This is a genomic window from Cypionkella sp. (genome assembly GCF_030652235.1).
In the GTDB taxonomy this organism is placed as follows: domain Bacteria; phylum Pseudomonadota; class Alphaproteobacteria; order Rhodobacterales; family Rhodobacteraceae; genus Cypionkella.
On record NZ_JAUSBA010000010.1, the window covers coordinates 1 to 25,464 of the forward strand.

Consider the following 25,464-nt stretch of genomic DNA (forward strand, 5'->3'; position numbering starts at 1 on the left):
AGCTACGGATTGCGTGCAAGAGAGATCGCGGCCCTGTGCCTCGATGATATTGATTGGGTGCATGAACAGATCAGTATCCCAAGGCGCAAAGGCGGCCAGTCGACCCGATATCCGCTGTCGGCGACCGTCGGCGAAGCCATAATCGCCTATTTGCACATTCGGCGCACGGATATCGCTGATCGCCAAGTCTTCTTGGCCGCAAGATCGCCCTATACCCCTATGACGCATACGGGTGTGTCATGCATGGTTTCGGGCCGCATGCACAGCATCGGCATTCAGGTTGCACGTGCTGGCTCGCACACATTGCGCCATGCCTGCGTTCAGCACCTTGTAGAAGCCGACCTGCCCTTCAAAGTCATTGGCGATTACGTCGGTCATCGCCACCCCGCATCCACATTGGTCTATGGCAAGGTAGCGGTGCACAAGCTGCGAGAGATGGTCCTTGCCCAAGGGGAGGACGTGCTATGACCGCCCCTTGGGACAGCTTTCAAAGCATTCTGGCCCCTCAGATCGAACAATACCTGCGTGTAAAACGCGCCATGGGATGCAAGTTCGCCTGCGAAGATCGCCAACTTCGGCTGCTCGACCGATTTCTCAACATCCGCGGCGTGGAAAGCATTGAGGCGATTGACGCACAGTGCCTGCAGGACTTCTTGGATTCCCGCAAACGCACCAACCCGCGCAGCTACAACAATCTGCTCGGAGATGTTCGACGGTTGTTCGACTGGATCGCCAGCCAACACATCCCAGGTGCCTCACCGGTAACGATCAAGGCTCAGCCGCAAACAGCGCGACAGCTGCCCTACCTGTTCTCTGACGAGACGATACGGCGCCTGCTGACTTTGGCAGCAGCATTGCCAGACAACGCGCGAGCGCCGCAGCGCGGCATCATCTATGAGATGATCTTTGCCTTGCTCGCCAGCCTTGGCCTAAGGGTCGGGGAAGTCGCTAATCTGCAATGGGGCGATGTGGACCTGACGCGCGACGTGGTGGAGATCCGCAACACCAAATTCGGCAAGGACCGACTTGTGCCCTTTGGACCCAAGCTGGCCGTCAGGCTGCGCACCTATCGGACACAACGGGAGCAAAATGGGTTCGTCTGCTCAGGCGCCCATCACTTGTTTTCCTGGAATGGCCGTACACCGATCAGCACCAACAGCATCCGCAACACGTTCCGTGATGATCTGTTGCCCCAACTCGCCCTTGCGATACCGATTGGCGTTTTCGGCCCACACGTTCATGGCCTGCGCCATTCATTCGCCGTGCGCACCCTGCTGAACTGGTACCGCCAAGGGATCGCACCAGCCGACCGTCTTCATCATCTGTCCACATTTCTGGGGCATCTCAATCCGAGCAGTACCGCTGTTTATCTGACTATCACGAACGACCTGCTTGGTGCCGCCAATCACCGCTTTGAGGCCTTCGCACCAACCCTATGCGGGGGAATCAAAGCATGACACAGCTGAACCTTGCCGCCGCCGTTCACCATTACTTTCTGGAGCATCTGCCGCGCCACAAAGGCCTGCAATCCAGCACGATCCGCAGTTATCGAGACAGCCTGCGCCTGTTCCTGATCTTCGTGGCCGATGCCAATCGGATCGGGGTCAGTGGCCTCGGGTTCGAGCATTTGGACTACTCTGCTGTGCAGGCATTCCTAAACAACCTGGAACTCAAGCGCGGTAACGCCATCAGCACGCGCAACCAACGCCTGACGGCCCTGCACGTTTTCTTCGAGTATCTCTGCCAGACCGCACCAGAGATGTTGCCGGTCAGCGCCAAGGTTGCAGCCATACCGATGAAGCGCCATCAGCGTCCAGAGATGAAGTTTCTGGCACGTGATGAGGTCGAGGCGCTCTTTGCCTGCATCCCCGCCCAGGATCGTCTTTCGCTGCGCGACCGCGCGCTCCTCATGCTGCTCTACAACACCGGTGCGCGCGTCTCAGAAGTCGCGCAACTGAAGGTGGGCCAACTCGATTTAGCCTCACCGGCGCGGGTCAGGCTGCTCGGTAAAGGGTCAAAGTGGCGAACCTGCCCTCTTTGGAGCCAGACCGCCAAGGCGTTGCAGGACATGCTGGATGAACGCACCACGGCTCTTTCGCCAGATACCATTGTGTTCGTCGGCGGCACAGGCGTCGGGATGACCCGTTTCGGCATCTACAAGCGTATTCGCCATTACGCCAAACTCTGGGAGGCGGCGGGCGTACAAGCCTCACGCACCCACATCACGCCCCACGTGTTTCGGCACACAACGGCGGTCCATCTTCTCGAGTCAGGGGTGGAGGTCAACGTCATTCGGGGCTGGTTGGGGCATGTCAATCTGGAGACGACCAATCGATACGCCGAGATAACCATACGCATGAAGGCGGAAGCCCTGAAACTGCTTGAGCCGGTTGCTAGTGGCAAAGCGCGAAAATCCGCATGGCGAGATGACGCGGCCATGCTGGCGTGGCTGTCATCCCTGTAGCGATATGACAGTGGGCGGCATGATTGGCCGCCCACTGTCTCGACAATCATCCTTCGCCCAAAACCAGAAACACCCGATACCAGCAGACATGCACCGTTATGTGCCCAGCCTTGCCTCAGAAGCCATTGCAAGAGCTACCGATCTTGACCGTGGGGCACATAAGAAAACGGGGCACAAAATGTGCATAACCACCCCTCAGGCGACCCCACCCCGTCGCAAGCCGACATCAGCATGACCCTGCAAGTGCAAGGGGCAGCACTGGTGTTGGGCATCACTTTGCATGACCATCTGATCATCGGCAAAAGTCGCGAGCTTAGTTTTAGGGCGGCGGGGTATCTGTAGCCTCGGGTTTGAACGACGGCTTCAACCAAACCTCCACACGGCGGTTCAGGCGGCGACCAGCGGCGGTTTCATCGCACGCCATCGGCAGCGCCTCGCCAAATGCCTCAACCTTCGGCAAGGCCGCCTCGGGCACCGCAGCGGCTTGTTTCAGCGCCGCGAGAATACCATCGGCACGGTCTTGCGACAGATCGAGATTGACCTTCGCCGCGCCCGAGCCATCCGAGAACCCGGCCAAGATCAGCACCTTGTCACGAAACATCCCGATCTCGATCAATCGCGCCAAATCTTCCAGGTTATCTTGGCTCGCCGCATCCAGCGCCGAGGTACCGTCCTGAAATCGGAAGGTTAGCGACAACCGATCCGCGCTGTCCATCAGATCGACCAGCCGTTTCAGATCGGCCAAGGTAGTCTCCGCGCCCGCGCCCTGAATCGCGTTGATCAGCCGCAATCCGTCCGCCGTCATCGGCTGGCTTTCGGGGCTGCGGTCAATATAGCCGCCGCGGGCTATCGCCGCTTGGGCTGTGGGCAGCGCCAGAAACTCCAAGAACTCGCGCGCCATCAGCGGAAGCCGGCGGCGCGGCGTCAACAGAAACACCGGCAGCGTCAGCGGATAATCCCCGGCCTTCACCGCCAAAGCGCTGGGCAACAAGGGAAAACCGCAACTGTCCGACAGCGGCAGCGCCCGCGCCGCACCAATCGACGCCCGCCCGGTCAGCGCGATGGCCCAAGGGTCTTTGGCGACTGCACCCGCCAGTGCACGCAGATCGGCATGGGTGACGCTCGCCGCCGGATCGCGCCCCAACCGTGCCGACAAAGCCCGTTGCAGATCGCTGTCCGCCGCCAGCCCATGCAGCACCAACGGCATATCTGGGCCGCCAACCTGTGCCCAATTCTTCACCTCTCCGGCCAAAACCTTCGCCAGATCAATCGTCGAAATCCCCGGCAGCGGGTTATCGGGGGCCACAATCGGCACCAGTGCATCCAGCGCCATCGCCTTCGATCCCAGATCGGGCTCCACCGCCGAGGCCACCATCAACTCGGCGCGCCCGGCTTTCAGTTCGATCCGGGCTTGGTCGGGCGGCAGCGGGCGGAAGGAAATCTCGGCCAGAACTTTTGCCGTCGCGGGGTCGGTCAGCACCGCAGGCGCGCCCGCTGTGGTGGGGGCGGTATAGACCAGCCCGCGTGACTGCGCGAAAGCCGCGATCAGCGGCGGCAGCAGCGCCGCCCCCGCATCCGCCTCGCCCACCAGCCGGATCACCGCTTTCGGGGCGGTCAGATCGGGGCAAGCCGGGCCATCACAGATCACCCCCGAGGCGTCGAGGGTCAGAGGGCCGTAAGCGCTTGCGATGCGAAAAAACTCGCCGTCATAGCCTTGCAGCGTACCCGCAATGCTCAGCGCGCCATCGCGTGAGGTCAGGGTGACATCCTGCGCCACAGTCACTGTGGGCACCACCGAACACGGGAAAAGCGCGGCGATGATCGCCGCGCGCCAGTAACCCATCATAAATCGCCCTGCCTGACCCTGAGTCTGTGACCCTTAGTTTGAGGAGGCGATAGTCATGTCCGGCACAAGATTTTTCAACACCAGATAGTCACCCACCGCATCACATTCGGGCATGGCAAGCGACATATCACTCACCTTCACCGCGCCTGCGGTGGTTTGCAGCGTTTGGCCCAGCAGTTCGCGGCCACAGGTGGCCTCGGTGACAGCGGCTTCTACCACGATCTCGGTCTTGATCTGGCTGTCTTTGGGATAGGTGTAGACCTGCGCCAGCATCGGCAGATCGGTGGTCGTATCGCCCAACAGGGTCAGGAAACCACCCTTGGCGGGCGCACCCACAATCGGTTGATGCGGCGTGGCTGCCGAGACATCCCCCGGCCCGCCGAAATCAGAGCCATCCTCGAAGCCGTGCAGTTGGAAGGCATCGTCTTGCTGCCATTGCACCGCAAAACGGCGCATCCCGGCCAGTTCTGGCACAGCAATCGAAGCAGCAACCGAGGTGTTGTCCTTGAACATCACCTCAACCTGAGCGTCGTGCAGCAGCGCGGGCAGATCGGTGAACAAAGCCCCGGTCAGCGTGGTTTTCGCGGTAACGGTCAGGCCCGCATGTTTCAGCACCACCCGCTCATCGGCGTGACAGGGGGCGACCAGCGTCACCGCGATCAACGCGTTGTCTGCATTGGAAAGTTCCAGCGAGACCGGGCAGGTATCGGCGCGCACGGGTTTGGCGGTGATTTCAGCCATCGGCGTGGGTGCAGCCGGGGTCGTTTCAGCCAGGACAGCGGGCATTGGCTTTGGTGCGGGCATTTCTGCCGCAGGGGCCGTCACGCTGGCCATCACCGGAGCGGCCGCTTTGGATAGTGCAGGTTTTGCCGTTGCCGGGGCTTCCAGCGCCACCATCGGGACAGACTTTTCGACAACCTCGGTCGCGGCGACCCGCTCGATGGCCTGGGGGAGGGTGGCAGGCTGGTTCTCAGCCGCGTGCGGCTGTGGCGCTTTGCCCGACATGCTTTGCACCAATTGTCCGGCCCCAAGCGCAATCGCGATCACGGCGACGCCACGGGCCAGTCTGCGCTTCATATCCACCGCCATCGGTTGCTCCATCGAAATCCGTTTGCGGGGTTCTGCCCCTCAAACGCGGCGGGGATGCGGCGCAATCAAGGAATGTTTCCGAAAACGCGGGCCATAAATGGGCAGGGGCGGCAAAAGCCTCCCCTGCACCAGCATTCCAGAAGCAGATTAAACCAGTTTGCCGTGGCACGCCTTAAAGCGCTGACCCGAACCGCAGGGGCAAGGATCATTGCGCCCCGGATCGCCCCAAGTCGTCGGGTCACTTTCGACAAAACCCGCCAGCGCCGCCATAACGGTCGCAGGCGCTGCCACTTCGACCGGATCCGCCGCGCGATCAGCGGCCTGTGCGGCCTGCTGTTGCGCGATAAACTGCGCCATCATGGCCTCTTGCTCGGCTTGGCTGATCGGTCGAATCTGCGCCAGCTTCTGCGTCACGTCTTGGCGCAGAGAGTTCAGCATCGATTCGAACAGCGTGAAGCTTTCGGTTTTATACTCGTTCAGCGGATCGCGCTGCGCATAGCCGCGGAAGCCCACGACCGAGCGCAGATGTTCAAGGCGCAGCAAGTGGTCGCGCCATTTTGCGTCAATGCTTTGCAGCAACAGCTGCTTTTCGATGTTGCGCATACTGTCCGGCCCGAAAGCCTCCAGTTTTTCGCCCATCAAAGTGTCGCTGGCCGCGATGATCCGATCGCGGATGGCTTCCTGATTGGTGCCTTCTTCGGCGGCCCAAGCCGCAACCGGCAAATCGAGGCCCATCTTTTCGATCAGCGCCTCATGCAACGCTGCGCTATCCCAACGGTCGGCATAGGTTTTCGGCGGCATGTAGTGGTCGACCAGATCCTCGGCAACCTGATGGCGCATATCCATGACGATCTCGCCCAGATCCTCGGCCTGCATCACTTCCAGACGCTGACCAAAGATCGCCTTGCGCTGGTCGTTCATAACATCGTCGAACTTCAGCAACTGCTTGCGGATATCAAAGTTGCGGCCTTCCACCTTGGCCTGCGCGCGTTCCAGCGATTTGTTGACCCATGGGTGAACAATCGCCTCACCTTCCTTCATGCCCAGCTTCGACAGCACGGCATCAAGACGTTCGCTGCCGAAAATCCGCATCAGATCGTCTTCGAGCGACAAAAAGAAGCTGGAACGCCCCGGATCGCCCTGACGGCCCGAGCGGCCACGCAACTGGTTGTCGATCCGGCGTGATTCGTGACGCTCTGTCGCCAGAACGAACAAACCGCCGGCCTTTTTCACCGCTTCTTCTTCATCGGCATGTTCTGCTTCAATGCGCGCGCGCACTTCATCGGGATGCACAGATGGATCCGAGGCAATCGCTTCCATCACTTTGAATTCGACGTTGCCGCCGAGTTTGATGTCGGTGCCCCGGCCCGCCATGTTGGTGGCAATGGTCACGGCGTTCAACTTGCCCGCATCCGCCACAATCTGCGCTTCCTGTTCATGCTGGCGCGCGTTCAACACGTTATGCGGGATGCCCGCCGCCTTCAGCATTTCCGAAAGCGCCTCGGATTTATCAATCGATGTGGTGCCCACCAAAATCGGCTGCCCGGTCGCATGGGCTTCTTGAATGGTCTTGACCACGCCTTCAAACTTTTCACGCGCGGTGCGGTAGACGGCGTCATGCTCGTCTTTCCGCTTCACCTCGCGGTTGGTCGGCACTTCGACCACGCCCAGTTTGTAGATTTCCATGAACTCGTCAGCTTCGGTGCTGGCCGTCCCGGTCATCCCTGCCAGCTTGTCATACAGACGGAAGTAATTTTGGAAGGTCACCGAAGCCAAAGTGACGTTTTCCGGTTGAATGGCCACGCCTTCTTTCGCCTCAATCGCCTGATGCAAGCCATCCGACAAGCGGCGGCCTTTCATCATCCGACCGGTGAATTCGTCAATCAGCATCACCTCGCCATCGCGCACGATATACTGCTGATCGCGGGTGAACAGCTTGTGCGCCCGCAACGCTTGCGTGACGTGATGCACGATGGTGGTGCTTTCAGGCTCGTATAGGCTTTGCTCGGCGGGCAGAATCCCAGCCTCGTGCAATGCGTTCTCAATAAACTCGTTACCGTCTTCCGAATAGGTGACGTTGCGGGTTTTCTCATCCAGCTTGTAATGCGTCTCGTTCAGCGTCGGGATCAGTTTATCCACCAGCTGATACAAATCGCTGCGGTCTTGACTTGGCCCCGAGATGATCAGCGGAGTCCGTGCCTCATCGACCAGAATCGAATCCACCTCATCGACAATCGCAAAGTTATGCCCGCGCTGGTTCATCTCCTCCAGCGAGGCTTTCATATTGTCGCGCAGATAGTCAAAGCCCAACTCGTTGTTGGTCGCATAGGTGATGTCGGCGCGGTAGGCCTCGCGCTTCTCAACTTCACCCTGATAGGGATAGACAACGCCGGTGGTCAGACCCAAAGCGCCGTAAACCTTGCTCATCCATTCCGCATCGCGCTTGGCGAGGTAATCATTCACCGTCACCACATGCACGCCCTTGCCCGAAAGCGCGTTCAGATAAGCCGGGAAAGTCGCGACCAAGGTTTTACCCTCACCCGTGCGCATCTCGGCGATATTGCCCTGGTGCAGAAAAATCCCGCCCATCAGCTGCACATCAAACGCCCGCAGACCCAAGGCCCGCTTGGCAGCCTCGCGGCAATTCGCGAATGCCTCAGGCAGCAGCGCGTCAAGGCTTTCGCCCGCTGCAATCCGCCGCTGAAACTCGGCGGTTTTCGCTATGATCTGATCATCGCTCAGTGCCGCAAATTCCGGCTCCAGCGCGCTAATCTTTGCCACCAAGGGGCGCACCGATTTGACCATCCGGTCATTCGGCGTTCCAAACATCTTCCGCGAAAGCGATCCAAGACCCAGCATGTTTTCTCCGCCCGGTCGTATCGACCACCGGTATTGACAATATCGTGTGAGGCTCTGACTTGCCCGGCCCGTCCAGCTTCCTTAGAAGGGCGGCAAACCTTGGGCAAACCCGCATCACACGCGACCCGTGCGATGTAAGGGCAAGGCCCGGCATAGTCAACGTCACGCAGGGTTGCGGACCGATCAGGAGAGTGTGAGATGGCAAAAGCGATGCGGTTTATGGCGGGGATGGCATTGTCCCTCGCCCTTGCAGCCCCGGCTTTGGCGCAAGATCCGACCGCCGATACGGTGATCGCCACCGTCAACGGCACCAATATCACTTTGGGCAATATGATCGTCGCGCGCGAAAGCCTGCCCGATCAGTATAAATCCCTGCCGCCGGATGTGCTGTTTAAGGGCATCCTTGACCAGTTGGTGCAGCAAACCGTGCTGGAACAGTCGATGGGCGACAAGCTGACCACGAAAGACACGCTGCAACTGGAAAATGACCGTCGCAGCTATCTGTCGAACGCCGCGTTGAAGCCGGTTGTGACAGCGGCCGTCAGCGATGCAGCGCTGCAAAAAGCCTATGACGATAAATTCAAAGACTCCAAGCCCGCCACTGAATATCACGCCGCTCACATCCTTGTGGACAGCGAAGAAAAGGCCAATGAGCTGAAGGCCGAACTGGCGAAAGGTGCGGTTTTCGCCGACCTCGCCAAAGCCAATTCCACCGACACCGGGTCAGGCGCGCAGGGCGGTGATCTGGGCTGGTTTGGTCTGGGTGCGATGGTCAAGCCGTTTGAAGATGCCGTCGTCGTCGCCAAAGTCGGCGAAGTCACGGGCCCGATCAAATCCGATTTCGGCTGGCACCTGATCTTGGTCAGCGAAACCCGTGTCGCCGCAAACCCGACGCTGGATGAGATGCGTGACGAGTTGGCTCAAGGCATCGAGCAAACGGTTGTCGAGGACCACATCAAAATCCTGACCGAGGCCGCCAAGATCGAAAAACCCGGTGAAGCTGTCGATCCGAAATTTCTCGGCGATGCCACGCTGCTGGATAAATAACAGTTACGCAGAGGCGCTAAATCGCTAAACATCGGCGCGCAGACCTTGGCGGTTTGCGCGCCGATTTCAGATATGCAACATATGCAAACGGGGGCCAGCATGGCGAAGAAAGAGTTGAAGGCGAAGGTCAAATCCTTGAAGGCCAAGCTGAAAGCCGCGACGCCCGCCGTCGAGGTGAAGGTTAAAAAAGCCAAACTGGTTTCGCCCCTCGCCCCCGCCGCCTTTCCCTGCCTGCCCCTGATCGCAGGCGTCGAATTTGCCGCCGTCGAGGCAGGCATCAAATACCAGAATCGTAAAGACGTGATGCTGGTGCGCCTGGCCCCCGGCACCGTGATGGCCGGGGTGTTCACCCGCTCCACCACCCGCTCGGCTTGCGTGCGCGATTGCCAAGCCAAACTGGCGCTGAAAGTCCCGGCCGATTCGGGTGCTGCCATTGTGGTGAACTCCGGAAACTCCAACGCCTTCACGGGCCGCGTTGGTGACGAGGCCGTTGCCGCCGTCACCATCGGCGTGGCTGATGCTTTGGGCATCCCCGCTGCCCGCGTGTTTTCTTCCTCTACGGGCGTGATTGGCGAACCGCTGCCCTACGCCAAAATCACCGACAAAACCGCTGAACTCGTTGCTAACTTGCGCGAAGACGCCGTCGAAATGGCCGCCCATGCGATGATGACCACCGATACTTTCCCGAAAGGTGCCGCCGCTACGGTTCAAGGCGACGGCGGGTTGATCCAGATCGCAGGCATCGCTAAAGGCTCGGGCATGATCGCGCCAGATATGGCGACGATGCTGGTCTATATCTTCACCGATGCCAAAATCAGCGCCACGATCTTGCAAAAACTGCTGTCGCGCAACACCGACGACACTTTCAACGCCATCACGGTGGACAGCGACACTTCGACTTCTGACACCCTTCTGTTGGCCGCCACAGGCAAATCCGAAGCGGCCGAGTTAAAAGGCACCTACCTGAAAGCCTTCGAGACCGCCCTGCGCGGCGTGATGATGGACCTTGCCCATCAAGTGATCCGCGACGGCGAGGGTGCCACCAAATTCGTCGAAGTTCGCATTACGGGGGCGGCCACTAACGCTGACGCCCGCAAACTCGCCATGGCCATCGCCAACTCGCCCTTGGTGAAAACTGCCATCGCCGGCCAAGATCCAAACTGGGGCCGCATCGTCGCGGCCATCGGCAAATCGGGGGCCGAGGCCGACCGCGATAAACTAAACATCCGCTTCGGCGATATCATTGTCGCTGAAAACGGCTGGCGCAACCCGGACTATAAAGAAGAAGACGGTGCCGCCTACATGCTGCAATCTGATCTGGTGATCGCGGTAGACATGGGCCTTGGCAAATCCAAACGCTCGGTCTGGACTTGCGATCTGACCAACCGCTACATCGAAATCAACGCCGACTACCGCTCTTGAATTTCATCTTGGCATAAATACTCCGGGGGTCCGGGGGCTGGCCCCCGGTTCCTTCGTCTCAGCGGAGCGACCCCATGAAAACCCTGCTTGTCTCCGCCGTCGCCCTGATCGACCCCGAAGGCCGCGTCCTCTTGGCCCAACGCCCCGAAGGCAAATCCCTCGCAGGCCTGTGGGAGTTTCCCGGCGGCAAAGTAGAGCCCGGTGAAACCCCCGAAGCAGCCCTGATCCGCGAGTTGAAAGAAGAACTCGGCATCGACACCTGGAAAAGCTGCCTCGCGCCGTTGACCTTCGCCAGCCACAGCTACGAGACGTTCCACTTGCTGATGCCGCTGTTCGCCTGTCGCCGTTGGGAGGGTATCGCCGCCCCGCAAGAAGGCCAAAACCTGGCATGGGTGCGGCCGCAAAATCTGCGCGACTACCCGATGCCCGCAGCCGATCTGCCGCTGATCCCTATCTTGCGTGATTGGCTTTAGAACTTGCCCAAAAATTCCGCCAGTTTTCGATGAATATGGCAAAATTGTAGTGGGAATTTTAACGAATCGCCGCTAGCCTTCTGGTTGAACACGCTAATTGGGGGATTGGCACATGCTGCGAACGATTTCAGTAGGAAGTTGTGTTTCTATTCAGGGGTTGCTGGTTGGCCAGATGGCTGATGGCAAGATCATGGTCAAGGTTGATGAAAAGACCTTCATCGGCTATCCGGTCGCCCGCGCCAAAGCAACTTAAATCCATCATCAGAATAAAGAAAAAGGCCGGGTTTACCCGGCCTTTTCTATTAGGGATAGCCCCCCAGTTCTGGGGAACCTTTGACTAGGCCAAAGTGCGCTGAATTTCTTCGCGCTCGAAGATCTCGATGACATCGCCTGCGCGCACATCGTCGTAACGTTCAAACGCCATGCCACATTCCTGACCCGAGATGACTTCCTTCACCTCGTCCTTGAAGCGCTTCAGCGTCTTCAGCGTGCCTTCATGGATCACCACGTTATCGCGCAGCAAGCGCACGCCCGCCGAACGACGCGCAACGCCTTCGGTCACCAAGCAGCCCGCAACTTGACCAATGCCAGTGACCTTGAACACTTCTTTGATCGTCGCATAACCGATGAAGGTTTCGCGAATCTCGGCCTTCAACAAGCCCGAAGCCGCCGCCTTGATGTCATCCACCAGATCATAAATGATCGAGTAATAGCGGATTTCCACGCCCTTCTGATGCGCCGAGTTCCGCGCCGAGGCATTTGCCCGGACGTTAAACCCGATGATCGGACATTTGCTGGCTTCCGCCAACATCACGTCGGTATCGGTGATCGCACCGACGCCATAAGACAGCACGCGAACACGGACTTCCTCGTTGCCAACCTTTTCAAGCGCTTGCACGATGGCTTCGGCAGAACCCTGCACGTCAGCCTTCACCAGCACCGGCAGTTCAGCTACCGACTGATCCGCCTTGGCTTTCGCCATCAGCTGTTCCAGCGTGGTTGCAGCCCCGGCAGCCGCGCGTTTGTCCTTGGCGGTTTTCAAACGGTAATCCGCGATTTCCCGCGCCTGCGCTTCGGTTTCCACCACGTTCAGTGTGTCACCAGCCGATGGCGTTCCCGACAAGCCCAGCACTTCAACCGGAACCGAGGGGCCAGCCTCATCAATCCGCTCGCCCTTGTCGTTGATCAAGGCGCGCACTTTGCCCCACTGCTCGCCGACGACAAAGATGTCGCCTTTGCGCAGGGTGCCGTTCTGCACCAGAACCGTCGCGATAGGACCACGACCGACGTCAAGTTTCGCTTCAATCACGGCCCCCGCAGCAGCCCGGTTCGGGTTGGCGCGCAGTTCCAGAATTTCGGCCTGCAAAGCAATGGCTTCCAGCAGTTCGTCAATGCCTTGGCCGGTCTTGGCCGAAACTTCCACGTCCTGCACGTCGCCCGACATCTGTTCCACAACGATCTCGTGTTGCAGCAGACCGGTGCGCACCTTGGTCGGGTCGGCGCCGTATTTGTCGACCTTGTTGATCGCCACGATCATCGGCACTTTCGCCGCTTTCGCATGGGCAATCGCCTCAATCGTTTGCGGCATCACGGCGTCATCCGCTGCAACCACCAACACCACAATATCCGTCACCTGTGCCCCGCGCGACCGCATCGAGGTAAAGGCGGCGTGACCGGGTGTGTCGAGGAAGGTCAGAACCTGACCCTTTTCGGTCGTCACCTGATAGGCACCGATGTGCTGGGTGATGCCACCGGCTTCGCCCGACACCACATTCGCCTTACGGATCGCATCCAGCAGCGAGGTTTTGCCGTGGTCAACGTGACCCATGATGGTGACAATCGGCGGCCGGGTGATCCGGGTGCCTTCGGCATCCGCAACCAGCTCAATCGCTTGTTCCACATCAGCATCCGACACACGCACTGCTTTGTGGCCGAATTCTTCGATCACAAGTTCAGCAGTGTCAGCGTCGATGGCTTCGTTCATCGTCACCATCATGCCCATTTTCATCAGGCTTTTGACAACATCTGCCGCTCGTTCGGTCATCCGGTTTGCCAGTTCAGCCACCGTGATGGTTTCCGGCAACTGCACGTCGCGGAATTGCTTCTCGGGCTTGCCTATTCCCAGCGCTTTCTGACGCGCCTTTTCTTGCTTGCGCTTCATCGCGGCCATCGAGCGGGTACGACCACTTTCGCCAGCCAGCGCATCATTCAGCGTCAACTTGCCTGTGCGGCGACCGTCATCGGTCTTGGCCTTGGCATTACGCTCACGTTCTTCACGATCCCGGTCAACCTTGCGGACGGCCAATGCGGGCTTGGCCCCCATCGGAGCGCGCGCGGCAGTTTCCGCCGCAGTTGGCGCTGCAGCAGGCGCATTGCGATCAGCGCGTTCGCCGCGTGCTGTCGGTGCAGCAGCTCCGGCAGGTTTTTCAGGCGCAGCAGGCTGGCGGCGCGAGGTGCCAAGCACATCGGCCTTGCGGGCCGCAGCTTTCGCCACAGCCTCAGCCGCGGCTTCAACGCGCACGCGTTCCTCTTCATCCGCCTTGGCTTTCGCCGCAGCCAAACGCTCGCGCTCTTCGCGCTCTTTGGTTTCGGTTTCTTCGCGCTTGCGGGCGCGTTCTTCTTCACGCGCCTTGTCGTCCTCGGCCCGGCGCGCGTTGTCTTCGGCTTCGCGGGCTTTCGCCACGCGCAAGGCCGCCAGACGGCGTTCCATTTCGGCATCGGAAATGCCAGCGGGGCGCTTGGAAGGATCGCCCAGATGTGATGCAGACCCAGGCGCAGCCGCTCCGGGCGTGCCCGGTTTGGCCGCAGCCACCGGCACGACCACGCGCTTGCGCTTCGTCTCGACCACAACGCTTTTCGTGCGGCCATGGGAGAAGCTTTGCTTCACCTGACCGGAACGAGGTGCGCCACCCAGGCCGAGGGGTTTTTTGCCGTCTGTATCGCTCATGCGTCCTACGTATCCTTCAAGGCGATCTCGTCGCCATCCTGCTGAACGGTTTGCCCACGCAACCCAGCCAGCCTTGCCGCTTCCTCTACAACACGCGTCGTGAGTCCACCAGCGCCAAGCGCGGCGTGTATCGCACGTTCGCGCCCGAAAGCCAAACCCAATTCCTCCGCTGACAAAAAGCCGATATACGACCCCTCGCCATCCGGCGCGCGTAGCTTAGTTTTGCCGCGTTCGGACCCGTCGGCGGCTTGCAGAAGCACCCGCACCTTGTCCTTTTGCAGCCATTCCTTGACCTTCTCATAGCCCATCACGGCCCCGCTGGCCTTGCGGGCCAGACTGATCAGATCAACCACCCGCCGCAACAGCAGCGTTTCTACCAGATCGGCCAGATCATCCGGCAGCTTGACCGGCTGGCGCGCGGCGCGAGAGAACAAACCCTTCTTCGCCGCCTTTTCTATCGCCGCCCGGTCGGCCGAGACATAGAACCCCCGACCCGGCAACCGCGCCAGAATATCCGGCACGATCAGATCTTCTGGCCCCAGACAAAACCGGATCAGACCCGCTTTCGGCTGAACTTCCCCAGTCGCAATGCACTTGCGTTCCGGGTCGTCTTGCAGATTTTCTCGGCCACCGCGCGTCACGGGCTTCCCTCCGAGGCCTAAATCAGGCCTCGGCCTCCTCGTCTTCGTCGACTTCTTCCGTGGCCGTGGCCAGTTCAGTCGGATCAACCCAGCCCAGCATCACCCGGGCGGTCATCACCAAAGTCTGCGCCTCTTCCAGCGAAACGTCAAATTTCTCCAGAACGCCCTCATCCTTCTTGCGTTGACCTTTCTCGGTGGTCCAGCCACCCGCCAATTCCCAATCGGCGCAGGTGGCAAAATCTTCCAGTGTCTTGATGCCGTCGTTCGCAAGCGCTTCCAGCATTTGCGGAGTAAGCCCCTCAAATTCAACCAGGCTGTCTTCCACGCCCAACGCACGTGCGGCTTCCATTGCCTTGGTGTTAATCGCTTCGAGGTATTCGCGCGCACGGGTCTGCAACTCGCCCGCAGTGCCTTCATCAAAGCCGTCAATCGACAGGAGCTCGTCCGTCTCGACGTAAGCGACTTCTTCCAGATTGGCGAAGCCTTCGGACACCAACAGTTGAGCCATCATCTCGTCGATATCCAACGATTCCATGAACAGCTTGGTGCGTTCAGCGAATTCAGCCTGACGACGCGCGGATTCGTCGGATTCGGTCACGATATCAATGTCCAAGCCGGTCAACTGGCTGGCCAGACGCACGTTCTGCCCCCGGCGACCAATCGCCAAAGACAGTTGCTCATCTGGCACCACAACTTCGATCTTGCCCGCATCATCGTCGATCACAACTTTCGAGACTTCCGCTGGCTGCAACGCATTCACCAGGAAGGTCGCCTGATCGGCGTTCCACGGAATGATGTCGATCTTCTCGCCCTGCAATTCGTTCACAACCGCCTGAACCCGGCTGCCGCGCATACCGACGCAAGCGCCGACCGGATCAATCGAGTTGTCATAGCTGATCACAGCGATCTTCGCCCGTGAACCCGGATCCCGCGCCACAGCTTTGATCTCGATGATGCCGTCGTAAATCTCTGGCACTTCCATCTTGAACAGTTCTGCCATGAACTGCGGGTCGGTCCGGCTTAGGAACACCTGCGGACCGCGCGCTTCGCGGCGCACGTCCTTGATGTAGCAGCGAATCCGATCATTCGGGCGATACGACTCGCGCCCGATCTTCTCGTTGCGGCGCAGAATCGCTTCGCCCCGGCCAATATCGACGATGATATTGCCGTATTCTTCGCGCTTGACCTGACCGTTGATGATCGTGCCCTTGCGGTCTTTGAATTCTTCGTACTGACGGTCGCGCTCGGCCTCACGGACCTTTTGCAAGATCACTTGCTTGGCCGACTGCGCCGCGATCCGGCCCAGATCAACCGGCGGCACTTCGTCGATGATCTCATCACCCACAACCGGGTCTTTCAGGTGGTCTTTCGCTTGCTTCACCGTCAACTGAGCGTGGTGATTCTCGACGCCATCATCCTCAACCACCGTCCGAATACGCGCAAAGGTGGCGCGGCCGGTCTTGCGGTCGATCTTCACCCGGATGTCCATATCCGCGCCGTAGCGCGACTTGGCCGCACGCGCGAGGCTGTCTTCCATCGCCTGAATGACCAGCTCGGGCTCGATCATCTTTTCGCGTGCCACCGCTTCGGCGGTTTGCAAAAGCTCAAGCTGGTTGGCAGAGGTAATCGCCATCGGAATTCTCCCGCTTAGTGTTTGGTGGGTTCTGGAGCGTCTTCTTCGTCGCCCTCAGATGTTTCAATCTCGTCAAAGGCTGATTCGTCGATCACGCCGCTGGCTTTCCTCTGCCGCAGCATCTCGGTGATCAGCTCGTCGGTCAGGATCAGCTTGGCATCAGCCAGCCATTCAAACTGCAAACCGATGGTGACAGTTCCGGTTGGTTCTTCAATCTCGATCAGCACTTCGTCGCCCTCAACTCCGGCCAAAGTGCCTTTGAAGCGGCGGCGGCCGTCGATCAGCTCGGTGGTCTCGACGCGGGTTTCCCAGCCCTTCCACATCTCAAAATCCTTAAGACGGGTCAGCGGGCGGTCGATGCCGGGCGAGGACACTTCGAGCACGAAGTTCTCTTCAATCGGGTCTTCCACGTCCAGCACAGCCGAAACCGCAGTGGAAATCTCGCCGCAATCATCCACCTCAATCCCGCCATCAGGACGGTCGGCCATGATTTGCAAGGTGCGGGTCGCCCCGCCCATAAGTCGAATCCGCACCAGTTCAAAGCCAAGCCCTTCGATCACCGGAGTGACGATATCGGCCAAGCGGCGATCCATAGCGGTTTTGGCAATCAGATCAGACATGATGTTCCAAAAACAAAAAACGGGCCAACAGGCCCGCGTGTGACGATCGGTAGCTTCAGGTTTGGACCCTGATGCAGCTGTTATCAGGGATATAGGCCGATCCCCCATGGTTTGCAAGCTGCATCTGTAACTGTAACTACCCCTGCACGATCACATACAGCTTACGCACCTGCTCGATCACCCGCCATTCGCCCTTCCAGCCCAAGGGTAAGGCAATCGCGTCGCCTGCACCAAGCTGCGCTTTGCTGCCATCGGCATGGGTCATTTCAAGCTTGCCGCTGATGAAATGGCAAAACTCCGACGACGCACTACGGTCAGCGGTAAAGCGGCCCGGCGTGCATTCCCACACCCCGATTTCCACCTTTCCATCGGCGGAAGTGAACAGCGCGATTGAGGCTTCCTGCTGGTTGCCCTCAATACTGGTGGATTTGGGCGCGAAGGCGTCCAGCGGGGTGTTGGCAAGCGCGAGGAAGGCTGAAAAGTCGATCATAGCGGCCTCATTGGGGGGAAGTGTTAGACGTGTTTTAACGCGGCAAGGTCAGGGCTTTTGTTTGTAGGGGTTCTATTTTGTCCCGAGTTGGGATCGGTCCCGCAAAGCATCCATCGCCGCAACCAAAGCCTCGGAAATTCCCGGCTCTGACAGCGCATGGCCCGCCATCGGCACCACCTTCAACTGCGCTTTATCCCAGCCATCGGCCAGTTTCGAGGCCGACACTGGTGGGCAGATCATATCAAACCGCCCCTGCACAATATTCGCGCCGATATGGGCGATCTTGTGCCGGTTTTGCAGGATCCAGCCGTCGGTTTCCAAGAAGGCCGCGTTGACGAAATAATGGTTCTCTAGCCGCGCGAAAGCCCGCGCATAATCTGCAGGGCCGTCGCCCCCCATGAACCCCTCGGATGATACGGAAGCCAGCGCATTCTCCCACCCCGCCCAGATCCGCGCGGCTTGGGTTTCCTGAACCAAATCGCCCCCGAACAGCCGCCGATGATAGGCGGCGATCAGATCATCCCGCTCTTCAGGTGGAATCAGCGCCACAAACCGCGCCCAAAGATCGGGATAAAACGCCCCCGCCCCACCGCCGTAGAACCAGTCCAACTCGGCCCGCGTGGCCAGAAATACGCCCCGCAAGACCAGATGCTTGACCCTGTCGGGATGCGAGATCGCATAGATCAGCGCTAAGGTCGCGCCCCAACTGCCGCCGAACAGGATGAACTGCTCCACCCCCATCGCGGCGCGGATTACCTCGATATCACGGACCAGATGCCAGGTGGTGTTATCCTCAACCGAAGCATGGGGCCGTGACCTTCCACAACCCCGCTGATCGAACAGGATCACACGGTAGATCGCCGGATCAAAATACCGCCGCATCGCCGGGCTACAGCCCCCCCCCGGCCCGCCATGCAGCACCAGAACCGAGATGCCATCAGGCCGCCCGCATTGCTCGACATAAATCCGGTGGCCCTCGCTCACATCCAACATCCGCTGATCGAACGGATCGACCGGCGGGTAAAGATATTCTGCTGCGCGCTTTTGCCCTGATCTGTGGTCCATATTCATCCTATATAATCGGTTCAGATTGCGCCACCACCGCCCGGCGCGCAAGGAGTTCCGATGAGCCAGACCAACACAATCGACCCCGCAGAAGTCGCCAAGTTTGAAGCGATGGCCGCAGAATGGTGGGATACCGAGGGCAAGTTCAAGCCACTGCATCTGATGAACCCGTGCCGTTTGGATTATATTACCAGCCAGATTGCTGCCGAGTTTGATCGGGATTTGACGCAGGCCATGCCGTTCAAAGGACTGCGTATCCTTGATATTGGCTGCGGCGGTGGCTTGCTTTCGGAACCGATGGCGCGGCTGGGGGCGGATGTGGTGGGCGCGGATGCCGCACCCCGCAACATCCCGGTGGCGCAGGTTCATGCGGCACAATCGGGGCTAGCGATTGACTACCGCCATACCACGGCAGAAGATTTGGCGGCCTCAGGCGCGCAGTTTGATGTGATTTTGAACATGGAAGTGGTCGAGCATGTCGCCGATCCGCAGGGCTATTTGACCGCCTGTCAGCAGTTGCTGAAACCGGGGGGGCTGATGATTTGCTCGACCCTGAACCGCAACGCCAAAAGCTTTGTGATGGCGATCATCGGCGCGGAATGGGTGATGCGCTGGTTGCCGAAGGGCACGCATGATTGGGCGAAATTCATCACGCCGGACGAGCTTTACGATCTGATCCGCAAGGCGGGGCTTGATCCGGTGGACCGCAAGGGGATGGTGTTCAACCCGATCAGCTGGAAGTGGGCGACCTCGGCGCGGGATTTGTCGTGCAACTATGTGACGGCCAGCGTGAAGCGCGGGTGAGCCTGCAGGTTCTTCCCCGCGGGGAATGACTTGTGTGTGATAGCAGAATATCTACCATATATAGACAGAATGCCGCGCGAATGGCGATTTTGGCAGCAGAATCCGCGTTAAAGTGGCCCCAGAGCCAGTTCCAAGGTTGAAACGCAGATCTGTTTGGCGGCTTTGGGCGAGAGCAATTTCGGCTCGATGCACCGCTCTAACCCCAAGCCATCCACCAAGGCGATCAGCATTTGGGCCAGCGATTTGACATCGACCGTCAGCCCGCGCTCGGTGGCAACCTCGGCCAGTGCGCTTTCAAGATCGCGGCGGTAGCGGGTGTATTGGCGGCGGTGTTCGCGTTTCAGCGCCGGGTTGTTGACGATTTCTGACCATAGGGCGAGCCAGATGTTCAACTCTTCCCGGCTGAAAAACTCGGGCGCGAACATGGCGTCGAGGATCGCCAGCAGGCGCGATTTCTTGGGGTTCGGCGCTTCTAACCCGGTGTGCAGGCGCTCATACATCGCGCGATACACCGCCACTAACAGGCCGTCTTTCGATTTGAAATGATGGGTGATCAGACCGCGCGACACCCCGGCCTCGTTGCAAATGTTGTCGATGGTAAATTCCAGAATTCCGCCGCGCGCGAGACAGGCCAGACCCGCCTGCACCAGACTGGCCGAGCGTTGCTCGGAGGTCATGCGGCTGTATTTCGGCGCGGTGCTGGTCATCATTTGCCTTTAAGATGGGCCGGGCCGGAAAACCCGGCCCGGTTGATGTCGCCGATTGCAGGGCGGCGATCAAGCCTTGGTAAACATCACCGGGTCTGGATGACCATCGGCCATGATCACGGGTTTGATGTTGCTGTGATGGATGGCGATGTAAGGCTCGAAACAGATGAAGATGAAATCGCCCGAGGCTTCCATCAGATCCTCCATCTTGTTGAAGATGGCTTTGCGCTTGGCTTCATCCTGTTCGGTGAGGCCCTGCTGATACAGGGATTCAAATTCGGCGCTGTCGAAGAAGGCCCAGTTGTAGATGCCGATCTGATCGGGACGGAACCAGACGAGGTTTTCGGTGGGATCAATGCCGCCCGCGAAATTCATCAACGCCAGTTCGAGCGATTTGTAACCGTCACCTGCGGTCTTGTCGCCTGCTGCCCAATAGGCGGCGTCTTCGGTGGGCTGGATTTCGATGGTGATGCCAGCCTCGGCCATATTCGCTTGGAAGATCTGCGCGATGGCTTGGGTGGTGCTGTCGGTCAACGCCACAAGGGTCAGGGTCAGGTCGGAAACGCCAGCCTCGGCCAGCAGGGCCTTGGCCTTTTCGACATCGCGGGTCGGGATCAGGTTTGCGGCACGCGCAAAAGGCCCGGTCGGCGGCACAACGCCCGTCGAGCGAGTCGCCAGCCCGTCATAAGCGCCGATCAGCACCGCGTCGCTGTCATAGGCGTATTGGATGGCTTGGCGGACGCGTATGTCCTTTAGGGGCTCGGCGTTCTGGTTGATCACCAGCCACGAATAGCGGGTCGATTGCGCCTCAATGAGAGTGGCGTTTTCTGGCATGGCCGCTTTGATTTGCGCTGTGGCACTGACGGCCAGTTTGGTGAAATCGAAGGCGTCGGCTTCAAAGGCGAGTTGGGCGGCCTGATCATCGCTGACGATGTAAATTTCCACGGTGGGGAAGGCGGGATTTGGGCCTGTCCAATCGGGATTGGCGGTGAGGGTGATTTTCTGGTTCTGCTCCCACGCGGCAAAGCGGTAGGGGCCACATTCGGCGGGGGCTTCGGTGGTATAGCTGCCGCCGACTTTCTCGGTGGCGGCTTTGCAGATGATATTGCCGCCGTAATAGGGCAGCGCGATCACCATGAAGGGGGCGAAGGCTTCTTTCAGGTGGATGATGCCAGAGCGGGCGTCGATGACTTCAACATGGTCGAGTTTTTCGAATTGGTAGGCCCAGGCGGAATCGCTGCCTGCGATGCGCTCAAACGAGAATTTGACATCTTCGGGGGTGACGGGGCCAAAACTGTTTGACCATTGCAGGCCTTCGCGCAGGGTGAAGCCGATTTTGGTGGGGTCGATCCAGTCGATTTTCTCGGCACCCCAAGGCTGCCATTTGTTGCCGTCGCGCATGTCGCCAAGCCGGACAAGGGCGACTTGGGTGCAGCGGGGGATGATCTCATCCAGCTCGCCGATGATGCCTTTGGGGTCAAGGCACTGGAAATCGGCGGTTGCGCGGATGCGCAGGGTGTCGCCTTCGGCCGCCCAAGCGAATTTCGCGGGCAGGGTCAGGGCGGCGAGGGCTGCGCCTGCGGTTTGCAGGAAACCGCGACGGTCGGTGCGCCAATGGGTCATGATAGGGCTCCTGTTGGGGGTGTGGCGAAGTGGCAGCGTGCGAACCTGTGTGGGCTGATTTCGCGTAAGGTTGGGGGATCGGTGCGGCAGATCGCTTGGACGAGGGGGCAGCGGCTTTGGAAGACGCAAGCCTTGGGGCGGTTGAGCAGGCTGGGGATCTCGCCTTTGATCGCAAGGTCTTGGCGACGCTTGCGCGGGTCTGGTAGCGGCTCGGACGCGATCAGGCTTTGGGAATATGGGTGCAGGGGGTGGGCGAAGGTTTGTCTTGTGGGGCCGATTTCGACAAGGCGGCCCAGATACATTACCGCGATGCGGTCCGAGACATGGCGAACCATCGCAAGATTGTGGCTGATGATCAGGTAGCTGAGGTTCAGCCGGGTTTTGAGGTCGGTCATCAGGTTGAGAATTTCACCTTGGACTGACACATCAAGGCCCGCGGTGGGCTCGTCTGCGATCACCAGTTTGGGGTTCAGCACCAGCGCGCGGGCGACGCCGACCCGGCGGGCTTGGCCACCTGAAAGCTCGTGCGGGTAGCGAGTGGTGAAATCGGGGGGGAGGCCGACAAGAGCGAGCATTTCGGCGATTTTGGTTTTGGGGGCGGGGTGGCCGTGGATGGTCAGCGGCTCGGCCAGCAGGGCACCGATGGTCATGCGGGGGGAAAGCGAGGCGATGGCGTCTTGGAACATCATCGCGGTGTGCGCGCGCATGGCGGTAAAATCTGCGGGGGTGCGGCGTGCGGTTTGGTCGAAGTGGATGGTGCCGTGGGTGGCGGGGGTTAGACCCAGCAGCGCGCGGGCGAGGGTGGTTTTGCCGGAACCGGATTCGCCGACAAGACCCAAGGTTTCGCCGGGGTTCAGGGTGAAGGAGACATCGGCGAAGATTTGCAGGCTGCGGCGGGATTTGGGGTTGAGGGCGGAGAGGATGCCACCGCGCAGAGGCAGGTCGAGGGCGAGGTTTTGGACGGTGAGCAGGGTCATGGCTGCCCCCCGGCCTTGTGGCACAGCGCGGATTGGGTGGGCGAGATTTGCACGCGGGGCGGTGGGGTGGCGCAGATCGTCTCGGCCAGCGGGCAGCGGGGGGCAAAGCTGCATCCGATGGGCGGATTGCGCAGATCGGGCAAGCGGCCGGGGATGGTGGGCAGGATTGGGGCGGCTTGTTCAAAATGACCGGGATCACAGGCGATCAGCCCGCTTGTGTAGGGATGGCGGGGGGCGTGGAACAGATCGTCTACCAAAGCCTCCTCCACGACCTCGCCCGCATACATCACGTAGACGCGGTCACAGAGTTCGGCCACAACGCCAAGGTGGTGCGTAATTACCAGAATCGCGCCTTGATACTCGCGGCGCAGGTCGCGCAGCAGGTGGATGATTTGCGCCTCCATCGTCACATCCAGCGCGGTGGTGGGTTCATCTGCGACGAGAATCGTCGGGTTCATCAGCAAAGCGGCCGCGATGGCGACGCGCTGGCGCATGCCGCCGGACAGTTGGTGCGGGTAGCGCCGCAGGGTCAGGTCGGGGTCGGGCATGCCGACGCGGGTTAGCAGGGCGCGGGCGCGGTTTAGTTTTTCAGCGCGGGGGATTTGCGCGGCGTGCTGGAAATCGACCAGTTGCGCGCCCATCGTCAGTACCGGGTTAAAGGCGGTCATTGGGTCTTGGAAGATCATCGCAATGTCTTGGCCGCGCAGGGCGCGCTGGGCCTCGGGTGGAAGCGTCAGAATGTCTTGGCCCTTGTAGCGCACGGCGCCGCTGGTGACTTGGGCGGCGTGTGGCAGCAGGTTGATCACGCTGGCCGCAAGGGTGGATTTACCGCAGCCGCTTTCGCCGACGATGCCGATGACTTCGCCTGCGCGGGCGATCAGACTGGCGCCACGCAGGGCCGAAAGTTTGCCGTGGTCGGTGTGATAGGCGATGCTGAGGGCGTCGATTTCTAGCAGGGGTGGATTCATCGCGGCCTCGCGGTGGCAAAGCGGGGGTCTAGGGCGTCGCGCAGACCTTCGCCGAGGAAGGTGAAGCCAAGGGTTGCCAGCACGAGGGGGGCCCCGGCGGCGATCACAAGGGTGCTGGAGGCGCGGATGGCGGTATAGCCGTCGTAGAGGATGTTGCCCCAGGAGGGCGTTGGCGGTTTGACGCCAAGGTTGAGGTAGCTGAGCCCAGCCTCCAGCATGATCACCACGGGGATGTCCATCGACAGCACGATACACAGCGGGCCGAACACGTTGGGCAGCAGGTGCATCAGCAGGATGCGGGGGGTGCTGGCGCCGATGGCTTGTTCGGCCACGATGAAATCGGCGCTGCGCAGGCTTAGGGTTTGCGCGCGGATCAGGCGGGCGTAACCGGGGATTGAGACGAGGACGACGACGAGGATCAAGGTGCCGGTGCCGGGGCCAAGCACGGTGATGATGGCAAGGGCAAACATCATCATCGGCAGCGAGTTCAGCGCGTCGAAGATCAGCACCAAGGCGGCATCCAGCCAGCGCGGGCCGTAGCCTGCGATCAGGCCCAAAAGGATGCCGATGCTGCCTGCCAGACCTATGGCGGTGAGGGCGATGGTGAGGGCTGTGCGTGCGCCGTAGATGATGCGCGACAGGGTATCGCGGCCCAACTGATCGGTGCCCAGCCAATGCGCAAGGCTTGGGGCTTGCAGTTTGGCGCGCACATTAAGGGCAAGCGGATCGTAAGGCGCAAGGATCGGCGCGGCCACGGCCATCAGAATGAACAGCGCCACAAGAATGAGGCCCATCAGCCCCATCGGATCGCGGATCAGGGCGCGCAGCGCGCGCAGGTTAGCGGGCCAGCGCATCGCGCACCCTCGGGTCCAGCTTGGCAATCAGCAGGTCGGCGCAGGTGATCACCAGCAGGTAGAAGGCTGTTGTCACCAGCACGGTGCCCATCACCACGGGGTAATTGCGCTTGAACACCGCGCCCGTGATCAGCGTGCCGATGCCGGGGCGCGAGAACACGGTTTCGACAAACACCGCGCTGGACAGGATGCTGCCAAGGCCGACGGCGATGACGGAAATGGTGGGCACGATGGCAAGCCGCAGGGCATAGCGGGTGACGACGCGCCGTTCGGGCAACCCAAAGGCGCGGGCGGTGCGGATGTGGTTGGCCGCCATGATTTCCAGCATCGAGGCGCGGACCATGCGGGCGAGGTAGCCGACCCAGCCGATGCCCACCGCGATGGAGGGCAGGATCAAGGCTTTGATTTGTGACGGAATATCGCCCGCCTTGCCCGCACCGATGGCGGGCAGCCATTGCAGCCAGACCGCAAAGATCAACAGCAGGTAGATGGCCACGACAAAGGACGGCACAGATATGAAGCTGACCGAGATAAGGCCGAGGGCGCGGTCGATCATGGTGCCGCGATAGACCACCGCCAGAACGCCGAGGGTGATGCCGAGGGTCAGCGCCCATGTCAGGGCGACGGTGCCGAGCAGCAGGGTTTGCGGGAAGGCCTCAAGGATTTGGTCCAGCACCGGGCGTTTTGACCACACGTCGATGCCCAGATCGCCTTGGGCCGCATTGGTGAAGAAGCGCCAAATTTGCACGGCGACGGGTTGATCGAGGCCCATGCGTTCGGTCAGCATGGCTTTCAGCGCGGGGGTGGCCCGGGGGCCGAGGGCAACGCTGGCGGGGTCGCCGGGGACAAGGAACACCATGCCATACATCGCCAGCATGACCACAAACAGGATCAGCACCGCGAGGGCGACGCGTTTGATCGCATAGGTCAGCATC

The 25,464-nt window shown here is 60.2% G+C and carries 23 protein-coding genes and 1 pseudogene; 9 read left to right on the forward strand and 15 right to left on the reverse strand.

Annotated features, from left to right (window positions below; all coding sequences use genetic code 11):
* The 4 genes and pseudogenes from Q7V03_RS02075 to Q7V03_RS02090 all read left to right on the forward strand — a co-directional run.
* Nucleotides 1-468, forward strand: a 468-nt coding sequence (locus Q7V03_RS02075; RefSeq protein ID WP_304923953.1) for a tyrosine-type recombinase/integrase, incomplete at its 5' end; no start/stop codon positions are given.
* Nucleotides 465-1,457, forward strand: coding sequence for a tyrosine-type recombinase/integrase (locus Q7V03_RS02080; RefSeq protein WP_304923954.1), 993 nt, complete (start codon nt 465-467; stop codon nt 1,455-1,457). The genes Q7V03_RS02075 and Q7V03_RS02080, both read left to right, overlap by 4 nt.
* Nucleotides 1,454-2,464 carry a tyrosine-type recombinase/integrase gene (locus Q7V03_RS02085; protein WP_304923955.1) on the forward strand — a complete coding sequence of 337 codons (1,011 nt, stop codon included), beginning with the start codon at nt 1,454-1,456 and terminating at the stop codon, nt 2,462-2,464. The genes Q7V03_RS02080 and Q7V03_RS02085 overlap by 4 nt, the downstream gene beginning before the upstream one ends.
* A 180-nt stretch (nt 2,465-2,644) precedes the next feature.
* Nucleotides 2,645-2,806: pseudogene (locus Q7V03_RS02090) on the forward strand (JAB domain-containing protein); the annotation flags it as partial.
* Here Q7V03_RS02090 and Q7V03_RS02095 read toward each other — a convergent pair.
* From Q7V03_RS02095 to secA, 3 genes are all read right to left on the reverse strand, one after another.
* Nucleotides 2,784-4,307, reverse strand: coding sequence for a phosphate ABC transporter substrate-binding/OmpA family protein (locus Q7V03_RS02095; protein ID WP_304923956.1), 1,524 nt, complete (start codon nt 4,305-4,307; stop codon nt 2,784-2,786). The pseudogene Q7V03_RS02090 and the gene Q7V03_RS02095 sit on opposite strands and share 23 nt — an antisense overlap.
* A 36-nt stretch (nt 4,308-4,343) precedes the next feature.
* Nucleotides 4,344-5,387, reverse strand: a complete 1,044-nt coding sequence (locus Q7V03_RS02100; protein ID WP_304923957.1) for a hypothetical protein — start codon at nt 5,385-5,387, stop codon at nt 4,344-4,346.
* A gap of 159 nt (nt 5,388-5,546) precedes the next feature.
* Nucleotides 5,547-8,258, reverse strand: a complete 2,712-nt coding sequence (secA, locus tag Q7V03_RS02105) for a preprotein translocase subunit SecA (protein WP_304923958.1) — start codon at nt 8,256-8,258, stop codon at nt 5,547-5,549.
* Nucleotides 8,259-8,456: 198 nt separating this feature from the next.
* On the opposite strand from secA, the gene Q7V03_RS02110 reads away from it, so the two are divergent.
* The 4 genes from Q7V03_RS02110 to Q7V03_RS02125 all read left to right on the forward strand — a co-directional run bounded on the left by Q7V03_RS02110 (nt 8,457) and on the right by Q7V03_RS02125 (nt 11,453).
* The gene (locus Q7V03_RS02110; protein ID WP_304923959.1) at nt 8,457-9,305 is read left to right on the forward strand and encodes a peptidylprolyl isomerase; all 849 of its coding nucleotides are present in this window, start codon (nt 8,457-8,459) and stop codon (nt 9,303-9,305) included.
* A gap of 99 nt (nt 9,306-9,404) precedes the next feature.
* Entirely contained in the window at nt 9,405-10,727 is a 1,323-nt protein-coding gene (gene argJ, locus Q7V03_RS02115) for a bifunctional glutamate N-acetyltransferase/amino-acid acetyltransferase ArgJ (RefSeq protein WP_304923960.1), read from the forward strand.
* A gap of 74 nt (nt 10,728-10,801) precedes the next feature.
* Complete coding sequence (locus Q7V03_RS02120; RefSeq protein ID WP_304923961.1) at nt 10,802-11,200, forward strand: (deoxy)nucleoside triphosphate pyrophosphohydrolase; 399 nt, start codon at nt 10,802-10,804, stop codon at nt 11,198-11,200.
* A gap of 112 nt (nt 11,201-11,312) precedes the next feature.
* The gene (locus Q7V03_RS02125; RefSeq protein ID WP_304923962.1) at nt 11,313-11,453 is read left to right on the forward strand and encodes a hypothetical protein; all 141 of its coding nucleotides are present in this window, start codon (nt 11,313-11,315) and stop codon (nt 11,451-11,453) included.
* 84 nt (nt 11,454-11,537) lie between these two features.
* Here the strand turns inward: Q7V03_RS02125 and infB are convergent, their stop codons facing one another.
* The 6 genes from infB to pip all read right to left on the reverse strand — a co-directional run bounded on the left by infB (nt 11,538) and on the right by pip (nt 18,596).
* A complete protein-coding gene (gene infB, locus Q7V03_RS02130; RefSeq protein WP_304923963.1) occupies nt 11,538-14,147 on the reverse strand; it encodes a translation initiation factor IF-2 in 2,610 nt (869 codons plus the stop codon).
* 5 nt (nt 14,148-14,152) lie between these two features.
* Nucleotides 14,153-14,788 (reverse strand): RNA-binding protein, encoded by a 636-nt coding sequence (locus tag Q7V03_RS02135; RefSeq protein WP_370651061.1) that lies wholly within the window; start codon nt 14,786-14,788, stop codon nt 14,153-14,155.
* 22 nt (nt 14,789-14,810) lie between these two features.
* Entirely contained in the window at nt 14,811-16,421 is a 1,611-nt protein-coding gene (gene nusA / locus Q7V03_RS02140) for a transcription termination factor NusA (protein ID WP_304923964.1), read from the reverse strand.
* A 14-nt stretch (nt 16,422-16,435) separates the two neighbouring features.
* Nucleotides 16,436-17,041 carry a ribosome maturation factor RimP gene (gene rimP, locus Q7V03_RS02145; RefSeq protein ID WP_299506256.1) on the reverse strand — a complete coding sequence of 202 codons (606 nt, stop codon included), beginning with the start codon at nt 17,039-17,041 and terminating at the stop codon, nt 16,436-16,438.
* Between the two features lie 136 nt (nt 17,042-17,177).
* Nucleotides 17,178-17,531, reverse strand: a complete 354-nt coding sequence (locus Q7V03_RS02150) for a cupin domain-containing protein (RefSeq protein WP_304923965.1) — start codon at nt 17,529-17,531, stop codon at nt 17,178-17,180.
* Nucleotides 17,532-17,603: 72 nt separating this feature from the next.
* Nucleotides 17,604-18,596 carry a prolyl aminopeptidase gene (pip, locus tag Q7V03_RS02155; RefSeq protein ID WP_304923966.1) on the reverse strand — a complete coding sequence of 331 codons (993 nt, stop codon included), beginning with the start codon at nt 18,594-18,596 and terminating at the stop codon, nt 17,604-17,606.
* Between the two features lie 60 nt (nt 18,597-18,656).
* Between pip and ubiG the strand changes: the two genes are divergently transcribed.
* Nucleotides 18,657-19,400 carry a bifunctional 2-polyprenyl-6-hydroxyphenol methylase/3-demethylubiquinol 3-O-methyltransferase UbiG gene (ubiG, locus tag Q7V03_RS02160; protein ID WP_304923967.1) on the forward strand — a complete coding sequence of 248 codons (744 nt, stop codon included), beginning with the start codon at nt 18,657-18,659 and terminating at the stop codon, nt 19,398-19,400.
* A 107-nt stretch (nt 19,401-19,507) separates the two neighbouring features.
* On the opposite strand, the gene Q7V03_RS02165 is transcribed toward ubiG, so the two are convergent.
* The 6 genes from Q7V03_RS02165 to Q7V03_RS02190 form a co-directional block, all read right to left on the reverse strand.
* A complete protein-coding gene (locus Q7V03_RS02165) occupies nt 19,508-20,107 on the reverse strand; it encodes a TetR/AcrR family transcriptional regulator (RefSeq protein ID WP_304923968.1) in 600 nt (199 codons plus the stop codon).
* Nucleotides 20,108-20,176: 69 nt separating this feature from the next.
* Nucleotides 20,177-21,730: an ABC transporter substrate-binding protein gene (locus Q7V03_RS02170; RefSeq protein ID WP_304923969.1), complete on the reverse strand. Its 1,554-nt coding sequence runs from the start codon at nt 21,728-21,730 to the stop codon at nt 20,177-20,179.
* Complete coding sequence (locus Q7V03_RS02175; RefSeq protein ID WP_304923970.1) at nt 21,727-22,707, reverse strand: ABC transporter ATP-binding protein; 981 nt, start codon at nt 22,705-22,707, stop codon at nt 21,727-21,729. Before Q7V03_RS02175 ends, Q7V03_RS02170 begins: the two co-directional genes overlap by 4 nt.
* On the reverse strand, nt 22,704-23,675 hold the full coding sequence (locus tag Q7V03_RS02180) for an ABC transporter ATP-binding protein (protein WP_304923971.1): 972 nt from the start codon (nt 23,673-23,675) through the stop codon (nt 22,704-22,706). The genes Q7V03_RS02175 and Q7V03_RS02180 overlap by 4 nt, the downstream gene beginning before the upstream one ends.
* Nucleotides 23,672-24,529, reverse strand: coding sequence for an ABC transporter permease (locus Q7V03_RS02185; RefSeq protein WP_304923972.1), 858 nt, complete (start codon nt 24,527-24,529; stop codon nt 23,672-23,674). The genes Q7V03_RS02180 and Q7V03_RS02185 overlap by 4 nt, the downstream gene beginning before the upstream one ends.
* Nucleotides 24,513-25,463: an ABC transporter permease gene (locus Q7V03_RS02190; RefSeq protein WP_304923973.1), complete on the reverse strand. Its 951-nt coding sequence runs from the start codon at nt 25,461-25,463 to the stop codon at nt 24,513-24,515. Before Q7V03_RS02190 ends, Q7V03_RS02185 begins: the two co-directional genes overlap by 17 nt.
* Between the last annotated feature and the right edge of the window lies 1 nt (nt 25,464).